Below are 12,818 nucleotides of genomic sequence, written 5' to 3'. Positions count from 1 at the left end.
ATACGTGCCACTGGACTTCACCGCGATCGACTTCGAAACCGCGAACTCCAGCCCCGCCTCCGCGTGCTCCGTCGGACTCGTCCGCGTGCGTGACGGCCAGATCGTCGCCACGGCAGGATGGCTGATCCGCCCGCCCGCCGGCCACGACGAGTTCCAGGAGTGGAACACCAGGATCCACGGCATCCGCGCGCACGATGTGGTCACCGCGGCGACCTGGGTGGATCAGTTCGATCGCCTGTGCGCCTTCGCGGGTGCCGACGTGCTGGTCGCCCACAATGCAGGCTTCGACCTGAACGTCCTGCGCCGCGCGTCGGAGGCCACCGGCGGCGACTGCCCTCCGTACCGCTCGCTCTGCAGCCTGCAGGTCGCGCGCAAGACCTACGAGCTCGAGTCCTACCGTCTTCCGAAGGCTGCCGAGGCTGCGGGCTTCACCGGTTTCTCTCATCACGACGCGCTCGCAGACGCCCTCGCCTGCGCCCACATCATCATGGATGCGGCGCGGCGACACAGCGCCTCCGACGTGTTCGCCCTGGCTTCGGCGCTCAAGCTGCGGGTGACCGAGGCCGTGATCGCGACTCCGGAGCGCGCGGTCGCCTGAGTCGCAGCGGACGAATGTCCGAGGCCGAGCGCATCATGGAGCACATGGATGCTCTGACGATGATTCTCCTGCTCGCCGCTCTGGTGGCCGGCGGGGCGATCGGCTGGTTCCTCCGCGCCTCGCGCGGCGCGGCCGACCTCGCCCGGGCGCAGGCCGAACTCGCCGCCGCACGAGACGACCGCGACCGCCAGTACGACCTGTATCGGGATGCTGTCGAGCACTCCAGAGTCGAGCAGCGCGCCGAGGCGCAGCGGGTGCAGCAGCAGAACGCGGTCCTCACGGCTCTCGCCCCCGTGCGCGAGAGCCTCCAGCAGATGCAGCAGAAGGTGTCGGCCATCGAGCAGGAGCGCCATGCGCAGTTCGGCTCCCTCGCCGAACAGCTGCGGCGCGCACAGGAGTCCGACGAGGCGCTGCGAGCGACGACGGAGTCTCTCGCCGGAGCCCTCAAGTCGACCGCCACGCGCGGCGTGTGGGGCGAGACGCAGCTTCGCCGCGTGGTCGAGGCGGCAGGACTCACCCGGCACGTGGATTTCGATCTCCAGGCCACCATCTCGTCCGACCACGGTCAGGGCCGCCCCGACATGGTGATCCGTCTGGCGGGAGGCACCTCGATCGCCGTCGACGCGAAAGTGCCGCTCGACGCCTATCTCGAAGCGTCCGCGCTGCCGATCGGCGACACTCACGAAGCACAGCGCCGGGTGCACATGCAGAAGCACGTGAAGGCGGTCCGCGCACACATCGACGCTCTCGCCAAGAAGGCGTACTGGTCGGGCCTCGACGCGAGTCCCGAGTTCGTGATCTGCTTCCTGCCGAGCGAATCGCTGCTGGCCGCAGCCATCGACGAGGATCCGACGCTGCTCGACTACGCCTTCAGCAAGCGGGTCGCCCTGGCCTCCCCCGTGAACCTGTGGGCGGTGCTGAAGACCGTCGCATACACCTGGACGCAACAGGAGGTGTCCACCGAGGCGCGTGCACTGTTGAACCTCGGCACTCAGCTATACGACCGTCTCGGCGTACTCGCCGGTCACGCCGACGACCTGCGCCGAGCACTCGAGCGCACGGTCGACAGCTACAACCGGTTCGCCGGCTCGCTCGAGAGCCGAGTGCTCGTGACGGCACGGCAGTTTCCCGGCATCAGCGCGACGACGCTCGACTCAGCTCCCCCGACGATCACGGCACAGACACGCCGGTTCACGGCCGAGGAACTCGTCGAGAAGACGGCACCGCAGGATTCGGGACTACTGGCCGACGTCGGAGAGATCCGGTCACGCCTGGTCGGTCACGACATGACGCATGTGATGGCCTCGGATTCCGACGGACCCGAGACGACAGCGCGCGGCTGAGCTCAGGCGATGCCGGGCACGCCGCTCAGGAGCAGGATCACCAGGCCGCTCGTCACGACGAACGCTCCGACCATCCACCACGAGCTCAGCTCGTGACCCTCGTCGCGGCGCACGCGGAACAGCACGTCTGCGCGGCGAGCAGGATCCACGACGGCCGACGTCTTGACCACGGCCGGTCCCGGCACGCTCGACGCGATGGGTACCCCCGCCTCGTCGACGTTGACACGCATGATGCGTCCGGTGGGCGTCGTCACGATCTTGGTCGGCGCGGCTGTGGAGCCACTCGTGTGCTGCGTTGTCATCGGTCTGCCCTCCTGTGCCTGCGGTGCCTGGCGGCTCCGTCGACGGCGACAAATCCAGTGACAATTGTGACACGGCTGCTCGCGAATACCGGGCTTCCCGCTCCACGGGGCGGTACCGGGTCGGTAACGATGACCGGGAAAGCCTCAGCCGGCGAGCATCAGAGCCACTTCGACACGAGGTGCTCTGAAGCGATCCTGCGCAGTGTTCCCGATGCCCCGCGAAGCACGACGCTCTCGGTGTAGATGTAGCCGCCCTCGCGACGCACGCCGGCCACGAGCTGACCGTCGGTGACGCCGGTGGCGACGAAGATCGTGTTGTCTCCCCGCACCAGATCGTCGGCCTCGTAGACCTTTTCCATGTCGAGACCCGCGTCGATACCGCGCTGACGCTCATCGTCGTCACGCGGCCAGAGCCGCCCCTGGATGTGACCGCCGAGCGCCTTGATGGCACAGGCCGTGACGATGCCCTCAGGGCTGCCCCCGACGCCGACGCACATGTCGGTGCGGGCAGCGTGACGCGCCGCGTTGATGCCGCCGGCGACGTCACCGTCGCTCATCAGACGGGTTCCTGCGCCGGCATCCCGGATCTCCTGGATCAGCTTCTCGTGTCGAGGACGATTCAGCACCGAGACGACGATCTCATCGACCGGCTTGCCGAGCGCTCCGGCGAGCTTGCGGATGTTCTCGCCGATCGGGAGGCGGATGTCGACCACGCCCACTCCGGCGGGGCCCGTCACGAGCTTGTCCATGTAGAAGACGCTGGAGGCGTCGAGCATCGAGCCGCGGTCGGAGACGGCGATCACAGAGAGCGCGTTCTGGCGCCCCGCCGCGGTGAGCGATGTGCCGTCGATCGGGTCGACCGCGATGTCGCACTGCGGACCGGTGCCGGTGCCGACCTCTTCGCCGTTGAACAGCATCGGCGCGTTGTCCTTCTCGCCCTCGCCGATCACCACTCGCCCCTGGAACGCCACCGTTCCGAGGAACGCACGCATGGCGTCGACGGCAGCGCCGTCAGCGGCTTCCTTCGCACCCCGACCGATGAACGGCACGGCGCGGATCGCGGCAGCCTCCGTTGCTCGCACCAACTCCATCGCGAGGTTGCGGTCGGGACGAAGGGGGCTGAGATCCGCTGTGAGACTAACCATGCGGTCAGCCTAGCCATCGAGACACGGTCAACCGGGGTGTTTTCGGCCTCTCAAGGCCGAAGGAAAAGCGATTCTTAACGTGAGAGCAGGAGCAGGAGCCGCCCCGCGCTTCGCCGCCAGAAACCGAGAGCCAGCCCCGATAGAGTGACTGCTGTCCCGGCTTCCCTAATCGCAGGAGTTCTCATGCCCGTCGCCACCCCGGATCAGTACGCCGAAATGCTCGACCGCGCGAAGGCCGGCGGCTTCGCGTACCCCGCTTTCAACGTCTCCAGCTCGCAGACGATCAACTCGGTCCTTCAGGGCCTGACCGAGGCGGGTTCCGACGGAATCATCCAGGTCACCACGGGTGGCGCGGACTACTTCGCCGGTCACACCGTGAAGGCACGCGCGACCGGTGCACTCGCCTTCGCGCGCTTCGCGACCGAGGTCGCCAAGAACTACCCGATCACCGTCGCGCTGCACACCGACCACTGCCCGAAGGACGCCCTCGCGGGCTTCGTCGAGCCGCTGATCTCCGCCTCCGAAGAAGAGGTCAAGGCCGGGCGCAACCCGATCTTCCAGTCGCACATGTGGGACGGCTCGGCTGTTCCCCTCGCGGAGAACATCGAGATCGCCCAGGACCTGCTCCCCCGCATGAAGAACATCAACGCCATCCTCGAGGTCGAGATCGGCGTCGTCGGCGGCGAAGAGGACGGCGTCGCACACGAGGGCTCGAACGACGCGCTCTACACGACCTTCGCGGATGTCGACCAGGCCGTCCAGGCTCTGGGCCTCGGCGAGCAGGGGCGTTACATCGCCGCACTCACGTTCGGCAACGTGCACGGCGTCTACAAGCCCGGCGGAGTCAAGCTGCGTCCCGAGCTCCTGGGCGAGATCCAGCAGCAGGTCGCCGCGAAGTACAACACGGGCGCGAAGCCGCTCGACCTCGTCTTCCACGGCGGCTCCGGCTCGACCGACGACGAGATCGCCCTCGCGGTCGCCAACGGTGTCATCAAGATGAACATCGACACCGACACGCAGTACGCGTACACCCGTGCGATCGCCGACTACATGTTCAAGAACTACGACGGCGTCCTCAAGGTCGACGGCGAGGTCGGCAACAAGAAGCAGTACGACCCGCGCGCGTGGGGCAAGATCGCTGAGACGGCCATGGCCGCTCGCGTGGTCGAGTCCACGCGCCAGCTCGGCTCGTACGGACAGTCGAAGAGCTGATCACGTTCTGACAGAGAGATGCCCCCGACCGCTTCGGTCGGGGGCATCTCTGCGTTTCGGGCGGCTATTGGCCAGCGGTCTTGGCGACGAAGTCGATGAATGCGGGGTCGTTCATCAGCGGGATCGCGGCGCAGATCGATGCCACGAGCAGTGTCACCGCCGCGCCGGCGATCGGGACCCACCATGACGTCTTGCCCGTGCGGAGCCGACGGATCGAGAGGAACGCGGTGAGCGACCATCCTGCCGCGAGGACGATCGCGGCGGTCGTGCCCCAGAGCTTGCCCTGAGCGACGTTGGTGAACTCCCCGTCGACGCCGAGAACGCTCATCATCTCGTTCATCGTCGTCGAGAAGTCGAGATACGACAGACCGGTCATCACCACGTTGATGAGGCCATAGGCGAGCAGCGCGATCGTCACGAAACGATCGACGGGGCGTGAGCGCACGGCGGGTTCGCGCGCGGCGTCCGGTTCGGATGCCGGCGCGACCTCGACCGGGGCGACATCGGTGATCGGCGGAAGACCCGCCGCCCTCCGCTGCTCTTCGACGGTCGCTATCTCGCCGTACTGCGGCCTCTGATCGGTCATCCCGCCATGGTAGCCGTCTCAGATCGGCGGAGTTCTCAGACCGGACGCGCCCGAACATGATGGCGGCCCCGGAGAAGTGGGGACTCCTCGGGGCCGCGGACTCGGAACGCTGGGGACGTTCGTCATCCAAGTGGGTCGAGGAACGCTGGGGACGTTCCACCACCTGTAGTGCCGTTTGCACATGCGACTACATCTACACATAGTAGGAAAGCGCGTGCCGACCCGCTAGGGGCATTTCTTCAGATAGTGAACCAACAGAGGATCAGAGGGACGACTGGAGCTCCGGCTCGCCGCTCGTCAGAGTGTCCGCCCCCAGCTGAAGCGACAATCGGGTCGCAGTCTGCTTGAGCTTCGTGACCAGCCCCCGGTCCACGTGCGCGCCGTCCGCAGGAAGCGAGATCGCGAGGGACGCCACGATGTTCGGGGCGATCACAGGTACGGCGACGCAGTTGTTGCCGATCGCATATTCCTCGCGGTCCAGGGCGAAGCCGGGTGACCGCTCGAGCTCGGCCAGAAGCGCGCTCCGATCGCTGATCGTGCGCGGCGTGAGCTCCTCGAGACGGTGCCGCGAAAGGTAGTCGAGACGCTCACCGCAGGTGAGATCCGTGAGGATCTGCTTGCCGAGCGCCGTCGCATGCGCACTCGACTCGAGTCCCACCGTCAGGTCGACTCGGGGGCAGCGCACCGCGTCGACGACGTCGACCAGGTGCAGCTCGCCGTCGTGATACCTCGACAGGTACGCGGTCGCTCCCACGACCTCGGTGACCTCGCGCAGCGCGGTGCGCACGCGCGCGAGAAGCACCCCGCTGGCGTCCGGACCCGACTGGAACACCGGGAAGCTCGCGCCCAGCACGAGACCGTCCGGTTCGTTCGTCAGATACCCCTCATGGACCAGCGTGCGCACGAGGTTGTACGTCGTGCCCTGGGTGAGACCGGTGAGCGCCGCGAGCGCCTTGACCGGCACGGGGCGCGCCGAATTCGCCACGATGTCGACCAGACGCAGAGCGCGCTGAACCGAACCGATCAGCGTCGGCGTCGCGTCGATCGTGGGCACCGTCAGGCGTTTCCGCCGGAGGCGCGGCCCCCCAGCGCACGCGCATCGCGCTGACCCGAGGCATCCTGGCGGAGTTCCTTCGGCAGCGAGAACATCAGGTCCTCCTCCGCCGTCTTGACCTCTTCGACGTCGTGGTAGCCGGCACCGTCGAGTGCGTCGAGCACCTCGCGCACGAGCACCTCGGGAACGGATGCCCCACTGGTCACGCCGACCGTGGCGACCCCGTCGAGCCACTCCTGCTTGACCTCTTCCGCGTAGTCCACGCGGTACGCGGCCTTCGCACCGTACTCCAGCGCCACTTCGACGAGCCGCACCGAGTTCGAGGAGTTCGAAGATCCCACCACGATCACGAGGTCTGCGTTCGCCGCGACCTTCTTGATGGCGACCTGGCGGTTCTGCGTCGCGTAGCAGATGTCGTCGGACGGCGGATTGTGCATCTCGGGGAAGCGCGTGCGCAGACGGTTGACCGTCTCCATGGTCTCGTCGACCGAGAGCGTCGTCTGCGAGAGCCAGACGACCTTCGACGGATCCTTCACCTGCACCGTGTCGGCCTCGTCGGGAGAATTCACGATGGTGACGTGATCCGGAGCCTCACCGGCTGTCCCCTCGACCTCCTCGTGGCCCTCGTGACCGATGAGCAGGATCTCGAAGTCATCGCGGGCGAAGCGGACCGCTTCGCGGTGGACCTTGGTGACGAGCGGGCAGGTCGCATCGATCGCGTGCAGACCGCGATCGGATGCCGCTTCGACGACGGCGGGCGAGACTCCGTGCGCACTGAAGACGACGTGAGCGCCCTCGGGCACCTCATCGACCTCTTCGACGAAGACCGCGCCCTTCTCCTCGAGCTCGGTGACGACGTGGATGTTGTGCACGATCTGCTTGCGCACATACACCGGCGCTCCGTACCGCTCGAGTGCCTTCTCGACGGCGACGACCGCACGGTCGACTCCGGCGCAGTATCCGCGCGGCGCCGCGAGCAGAACGCGCTTGTTCCCCGCCACCGGGTTATCCTGAAGCCGCCCGGCCGCCCCACGTACTCGTGGGATGCGCGGAAGAGGCAGATGAACGGCAGTGGAGGTCACACTGGAATTCTACCGCCGACAACCTGAGCAGGAGCGGAAGGTGCACTGAGCGGATGACGGTCTTCGAAGCCTCGACTCGACCTGGCGAGACTCCACCGGCTGATGCGGTCGCTCCGCGCGACTCGTCGGCGGACGCCCCGACCTCGGTCGCACGGCTGAACGGGACGATCCGCGACTTCGTCGCCCGGTGGAACACCGTCTGGGTCGAAGGCGAGATCACCTCGTGGAATGTCCGCGGCGGCAACATCTTCGCCCGGCTGAAGGACACCCGCTCCGACGCTCAGATCTCGATCCGGATCTGGTCGAGCGTCCGACCGAGGATTCCGGGCGATCTCGCCGTCGGCGACCACGTGGTGGCCGCGGTCAAGGCCGACTACTTCGTCAAGGCGGGCGACTTCAGCTTCACCGTCTCGGCCATGAAGCACGTCGGTCTCGGCGATCAGCTCGAGCGCCTCGAGAAGCTCCGCCTCCAGCTGCGCCAGGAGGGCCTGTTCGATCCTTCGCGCAAGAAACGGCTTCCGTTCCTCCCGCATGTGATCGGTCTGATCACGGGTGAGCGATCCGATGCCGAGAAAGACGTGCATCGCAACGCCGAGCTGCGCTGGCCGCAGGTGCGGTTCCGCACCGAGTACGCGGCGGTGCAGGGCGACCGGTGCGTACCCGACACCCTGGCCGCGCTCGCCCGACTCGACGCCGACCCCGATGTCGACGTCATCATCATCGCTCGTGGCGGCGGAGACCCGCAGACGCTCCTCGGATTCAGCGACGAGCGCCTCGTCCGCGCCGTGGCAGCGGCATCCACCCCGGTTGTCAGCGCGATCGGACACGAGAACGACCGTCCACTCCTCGATGACGTCGCGGATCTCCGCGCCTCGACTCCGACGGATGCGGCGAAACGGGTCGTGCCCGACGTCAGCGAGCAGCGAGCACTCATCGCCCAGCTGCGTTCCCGGGCGACCTCCCGGCTCACCCAGCGACTGTCCCACGACATCGCCCAGCTCGAGCAGCTGCGCTCGCGTCCCGCGCTGCGTTCGCCCGGCCCCATCATCGACTCACGGTCCCAGGACGTGTGGCTGCTGCTCTCGCGAGGGCGCGACACGATCACGCGCCTGCACGACGCGGCCGGTCGAGAGACCAGCGAGCTGCGGGCCTCCCTGCGCGCACTCTCGCCCGCGGCCACGCTCGCCCGCGGATACGCGATCGCCCATCTCGACGGCGGCCTGATCCTCCGCGACGCGGCGGACGCGCCCGCGGGCAGCGCCCTCACGATCACCGTCGACCGCGGGTCGATCGCCGCTCGCTCGGAGGGCGAGATCGCCGAAGAGTCGACGCCTCCATCCGGCTGAGCGGCCCGCGCACACCGCGTAGGATGGAGGCGTGAGTGCGCTGAACGACACCCCTGTGAACACGCTGTCGTTCGAGGCCGCTCGCGACGAGCTCGTGAAGGTCGTCTCCGAGCTCGAACAGGGTGCCCCGACGCTCGAGCAGTCGCTCGCCCTCTGGGAACGCGGCGAGGCGCTCGCGGCGCGGTGCGAGGAGTGGCTGCTCGGCGCGAAGCGTCGGCTCGAGGCCGCCCGTGCCGCAGCATCCGATCCGTCCGACGAGGTCGAGTCATGAACAAGCCCGCTCCCATCGTCGCCGAGATCGGCCGCCCCGAGACTCCGGAGGAGACGGCCGCACGCAAGGCCGCCTTCAGCAAGGCGTATCGCTCGAGCCAGACCGTCCGCGGCCTCGTCGCGGCGCTCATCGCGACGCTCGCGATCGTCCTGGTCATCGTGCTGATCGTTCCGCGGGGAGAACCCGCGACGGCAGCGAAGATCGACATGGTCGGCATCGCCGCCGACGTCGAATCGACAGTGGACAGCCCGGTGATCGTGCCCGACCTCGGCGATTTCTGGCGCGTCAACGCGGCCGGTCTCACGAGCGGAGCGACCGCGGTGTGGGATGTGACCCTGGCCCCCTCCGCTGAGGACGAGCGCGGCTTCATCAAGCTCGCTCAGGCGTTCGGCGCGGACTCGTCCTGGGCACCGCAGCGGCTGAACGGAACAGCCCCCACCGACACGGCCTCGATCGGCGGCCTCGAATGGGATGTCTACGAGCTCGGTGATGCCGGAGCGAAGCAGAACATCACCTACGCGATCGGCACGCAGGCGGGTGACGACTACCTCCTGCTCTACGGCTCGCGTTCCGCGGACTCCACCGCCGACCTCGCCGAATCCCTCGTCCCCCAGATCCGCGAACTCTCGGAGTAGCCCTCATGACAGACACGCTCACGCCCGCCGCCGCCTGGAAGCAGATGCAGGAGGGCAACCAGCGATTCGTCGACGACGCTCCGCGACACCCGAACCAGGATGTCGCCCGCCGCAAGCACCTCGCCGCAGCGCAGCATCCGGTCGCGACCCTGTTCGGATGCTCGGACTCGCGTCTCGCCGCTGAGATCATCTTCGACCTCGGCCTCGGCGATCTGTTCGTCGTCCGCAACGCCGGCCAGGTGATCGGCGAGTCGATCGTCGCGAGCCTCGAATACGCGGTCGCCGTGCTGAACGTGCCGCTGATCGTCGTCCTCGCCCACGACTCGTGCGGCGCCGTGCGCGCCGCCATCGACGGGACCGCGATCGACGCCGCGCCCCTCCCCCCGCACATCTGGAAGCTCATCGCGCCGATCGTGCCCGCAGCCCGCAAGGTGCTCGTCGAGAACGGCGGCACGACCGTCGATGAGATCGACGCCGACCTGGTCGGCCAAGAGCACCTGCGCAACACCGTCAGCGATCTGCTGCAGTCGTCCGAGGTGATCTCCCACGCGGTCGCCGAAGGCCGCCTGGGCATCGTCGGCGCCAACTACCGTCTGGCCGAGGGCACCGCGGTGCCCGTCATCACGGTCGGAATCGACTCAGACGGAATCGACACCGAGGGGCACGGCCCCGCAACCAAGGAGGGTTCGGAATGACCGACACCGAGTACCGCATCGAGCACGACACCATGGGCGAGGTGCGGGTTCCCGTGAACGCGCTCTACGGCGCGCAGACGCAGCGCGCCGTCGAGAACTTCCCGATCTCGGGCAAGGGCCTCGAGTCCACGCAGATCGCCGCCCTCGCGCGCATCAAGAAGGCCGCAGCGCTCGCGAACAAGGAGCTCGGCACGCTCGACGGTGCCATCGCGGACGCGATCGCGCAGGCCGCCGACCAGGTCGCTTCGGGTGCGCACGACGCCGAGTTCCCGGTCGACACGTACCAGACCGGCTCCGGCACGTCGTCGAACATGAACATGAACGAGGTCCTCGCGACCCTCGCGACCCGCATCCTCGGTGCGAACGTGCACCCGAACGACCACGTGAATGCCTCGCAGTCGTCGAACGACGTGTTCCCGACCTCCGTGCACATCGCCGTCACGCAGGCGCTCATCGACACCCTGATCCCGGCGCTCGACCACCTCGCCGTCGCCCTCGAGGCGAAGGCCGAGCTGTGGAAGGACGCGGTCAAGTCCGGCCGCACGCACCTCATGGATGCGACCCCGGTCACCCTGGGCCAGGAGTTCGGCGGCTACGCCCGACAGATCCGTCTCGGCATCGAGCGCGTGCAGTCGGCGCTCCCCCGCGTCTCCGAGGTCCCGCTCGGAGGCACGGCCACCGGTACCGGCATCAACACGCCGCTCGGATTCCCGCAGAAGGTCATCGCACTGCTCGCAGCCGAGACCGAGCTGCCGATCACCGAGGCGAAGGACCACTTCGAGGCGCAGGCCAACCGTGACGGTCTCGTCGAGGCATCCGGTGCGCTGCGCACCATCGCCGTCTCACTGACCAAGATCAACAACGACCTCCGCTGGATGGGCTCGGGCCCCAACACGGGACTCGGAGAGCTGCACATCCCCGACCTGCAGCCCGGTTCCTCGATCATGCCCGGCAAGGTCAACCCGGTCGTCCCCGAGGCCGTGCTGATGGTCTGCGCGCGCGTGATCGGCAACGACGCGACCGTCGCCTGGGCCGGAGCATCCGGTTCGTTCGAGCTCAACGTCGCCATCCCGGTGATGGGTACGGCGCTGCTGGAGTCGATCCGTCTGCTCGCGAACGCCTCGCGTGTGCTCGCCGACAAGACCGTCGACGGTCTTCAGGCGAACCTCGAGCGCGCCGCGGCATTCGCCGGCATGAGCCCGTCGATCGTCACTCCGCTGAACAAGCTCATCGGATACGAGGCGGCGGCGAAGATCGCCAAGCACGCTGTCGCCAAGGGCATCACGGTGCGCGACGCAGTGATCGACCTCGGCTACGTGGAGCGCGGCGACCTCACGCTCGAGCAGCTCGACGAGAAGCTCGACCTGCTGTCGATGACTCACCCCGGTTGATCCCGACGCACTGACAGCGCCCCGATTCGCAGACTCGGTCCCGATCTGACGACTGTTCTTGATGGACAGTCAGCAGGTCGGGTCAGGGTCCGCAGATCGGGGCGCTGTCTTTTCCTGCACGGATGCAGGATACGGACCGTCGTCACCCCAGGAGCCGGGAATCGATCACAAGGATGCTCCCCCGCAGGCACTCTGTCAGTCATGCTCTCAGCCTCTGACACCATCATCCGGCTCGGCGGACTCGCCCGCGGTTCACATCTGCAGACGCTCGGTTTCACCAGGCGTGCGCTGTCCCGTGCGGTGCAGCGCGGTGAGATCGAGCGAATCCGAGACGGTGTGTTCGCATGCGGCCCGATCGATCGCGAGGTGCGCGCCGCCACGGCGCACGGAGGCGCACTGACCTGCGCGAGCGTACTTCAGTTACTGGGGGTCTGGGTGCTGATGCAGGTCTCCGCGCCCCACGTCTGGCTCGGTCGCGATCGGCACGCGCACCCTCACGACGGATGCTCGTGCGTGTCCCATTACTACCGCGGCACTGTTCCGCTCGGAATGACCTCGCTCGAGATCGCACTCGTCCACTTCCGACGGTGTGCGGGCGATGAGGCGTTCTTCGCGGCGTACGAATCCGCGCTCCGACTCAGGCTGCTCACGACGGCGGCGCGAGGTCGCATCCGCACCATGATCCCGGCCACGGCACAATGGCTCGTCGATCTCGCGCGCCTCGACTCGGACAGCGGTCTCGAATCCCTGCTGCGGCTGCGGCTGCATGTGCTCGGGATCCGGCTCGACTGTCAGGTCGAGCTCGTGGGGGTGGGACGAGTGGACTTCGTCGTCGGGGGACGCCTTGTCGTCGAGGCGGATGGCAAAGAGAATCACGTCGGCACGACCATGCGCCACAAAGATCTGGTGCGGGATGCCGCGGCGTCTGCCCTCGGATACGAGACGCTGCGCTTCGATTACGCGCAGATCATCCACGATTGGCCGACGGTGCAGGCCGCGATCATCGCCGCTCTCACTCGCGCCTGACTCCATCAGCGGACACGGTCCCGATACGCAGACGTTTCATGCAGTTGTGCCCGCAGATCGGGACGGCGTCCGCAGATCGGAACCGAGGCGGGTCCCGGGCAGACGGAAGCGGATGCCGTGAACCCCCGCGGC

Annotated in this window: 14 protein-coding genes; 9 read left to right on the top strand and 5 right to left on the bottom strand. The window is 67.6% G+C overall.

The annotated features are described in order from the left end of the window. Nucleotides 1-4: 4 nt before the first annotated feature. Together JOF42_RS08315 and JOF42_RS08310 are read left to right on the top strand one after the other, a co-directional pair. Nucleotides 5-598, top strand: a complete 594-nt coding sequence (locus JOF42_RS08315) for an exonuclease domain-containing protein (RefSeq protein ID WP_210097436.1) — start codon at nucleotides 5-7, stop codon at nucleotides 596-598. Between the two features lie 44 nt (nucleotides 599-642). Then, complete coding sequence (locus JOF42_RS08310; protein ID WP_210099131.1) at nucleotides 643-1,941, top strand: DNA recombination protein RmuC; 1,299 nt, start codon at nucleotides 643-645, stop codon at nucleotides 1,939-1,941. Nucleotides 1,942-1,943: 2 nt separating this feature from the next. Here JOF42_RS08310 and JOF42_RS08305 read toward each other — a convergent pair whose 3' ends face one another. Together JOF42_RS08305 and glpX are read right to left on the bottom strand one after the other, a co-directional pair. After that, nucleotides 1,944-2,243, bottom strand: coding sequence for a hypothetical protein (locus JOF42_RS08305; protein ID WP_210097435.1), 300 nt, complete (start codon nucleotides 2,241-2,243; stop codon nucleotides 1,944-1,946). A gap of 158 nt (nucleotides 2,244-2,401) precedes the next feature. After that, a complete protein-coding gene (gene glpX / locus JOF42_RS08300; RefSeq protein WP_210097434.1) occupies nucleotides 2,402-3,388 on the bottom strand; it encodes a class II fructose-bisphosphatase in 987 nt (328 codons plus the stop codon). A 183-nt stretch (nucleotides 3,389-3,571) separates the two neighbouring features. Here glpX and fbaA point away from each other — a divergent pair, with 183 nt between their 5' ends. After that, the gene (gene fbaA, locus JOF42_RS08295; protein WP_210097433.1) at nucleotides 3,572-4,600 is read left to right on the top strand and encodes a class II fructose-bisphosphate aldolase; all 1,029 of its coding nucleotides are present in this window, start codon (nucleotides 3,572-3,574) and stop codon (nucleotides 4,598-4,600) included. Nucleotides 4,601-4,664: 64 nt separating this feature from the next. Here the strand turns inward: fbaA and JOF42_RS08290 are convergent, their stop codons facing one another. From JOF42_RS08290 to JOF42_RS08280, 3 genes are all read right to left on the bottom strand, one after another. Next, nucleotides 4,665-5,186 carry a DUF6264 family protein gene (locus tag JOF42_RS08290; RefSeq protein WP_210097432.1) on the bottom strand — a complete coding sequence of 174 codons (522 nt, stop codon included), beginning with the start codon at nucleotides 5,184-5,186 and terminating at the stop codon, nucleotides 4,665-4,667. 262 nt (nucleotides 5,187-5,448) lie between these two features. After that, nucleotides 5,449-6,240, bottom strand: coding sequence for an IclR family transcriptional regulator (locus tag JOF42_RS08285; protein ID WP_210097431.1), 792 nt, complete (start codon nucleotides 6,238-6,240; stop codon nucleotides 5,449-5,451). 2 nt (nucleotides 6,241-6,242) lie between these two features. After that, nucleotides 6,243-7,286 carry a 4-hydroxy-3-methylbut-2-enyl diphosphate reductase gene (locus tag JOF42_RS08280; protein WP_210099130.1) on the bottom strand — a complete coding sequence of 348 codons (1,044 nt, stop codon included), beginning with the start codon at nucleotides 7,284-7,286 and terminating at the stop codon, nucleotides 6,243-6,245. Nucleotides 7,287-7,375: 89 nt separating this feature from the next. On the opposite strand from JOF42_RS08280, the gene xseA reads away from it, so the two are divergent. From xseA to JOF42_RS08250, 6 genes are all read left to right on the top strand, one after another. After that, entirely contained in the window at nucleotides 7,376-8,668 is a 1,293-nt protein-coding gene (xseA, locus tag JOF42_RS08275) for an exodeoxyribonuclease VII large subunit (RefSeq protein ID WP_210097430.1), read from the top strand. Between the two features lie 31 nt (nucleotides 8,669-8,699). Then, nucleotides 8,700-8,939 (top strand): exodeoxyribonuclease VII small subunit, encoded by a 240-nt coding sequence (locus JOF42_RS08270; RefSeq protein ID WP_210097429.1) that lies wholly within the window; start codon nucleotides 8,700-8,702, stop codon nucleotides 8,937-8,939. Beyond that, entirely contained in the window at nucleotides 8,936-9,574 is a 639-nt protein-coding gene (locus JOF42_RS08265; protein WP_210097428.1) for a DUF4245 family protein, read from the top strand. The genes JOF42_RS08270 and JOF42_RS08265 overlap by 4 nt, the downstream gene beginning before the upstream one ends. Before the next feature lie 5 nt (nucleotides 9,575-9,579). Further along, the gene (locus JOF42_RS08260; RefSeq protein WP_210097427.1) at nucleotides 9,580-10,269 is read left to right on the top strand and encodes a carbonic anhydrase; all 690 of its coding nucleotides are present in this window, start codon (nucleotides 9,580-9,582) and stop codon (nucleotides 10,267-10,269) included. Further along, nucleotides 10,266-11,660: a class II fumarate hydratase gene (locus JOF42_RS08255; protein WP_210097426.1), complete on the top strand. Its 1,395-nt coding sequence runs from the start codon at nucleotides 10,266-10,268 to the stop codon at nucleotides 11,658-11,660. Before JOF42_RS08260 ends, JOF42_RS08255 begins: the two co-directional genes overlap by 4 nt. Before the next feature lie 201 nt (nucleotides 11,661-11,861). Then, entirely contained in the window at nucleotides 11,862-12,686 is an 825-nt protein-coding gene (locus tag JOF42_RS08250; RefSeq protein ID WP_210097425.1) for a DUF559 domain-containing protein, read from the top strand. Nucleotides 12,687-12,818 lie beyond the last annotated feature (132 nt).

The sequence above is a fragment of the Microbacterium phyllosphaerae genome (assembly GCF_017876435.1).
Taxonomy (GTDB): domain Bacteria; phylum Actinomycetota; class Actinomycetes; order Actinomycetales; family Microbacteriaceae; genus Microbacterium; species Microbacterium phyllosphaerae.
Note: the sequence above shows the minus strand (reverse complement) of the source record. Positions and strands in the feature narration are given on the sequence as shown.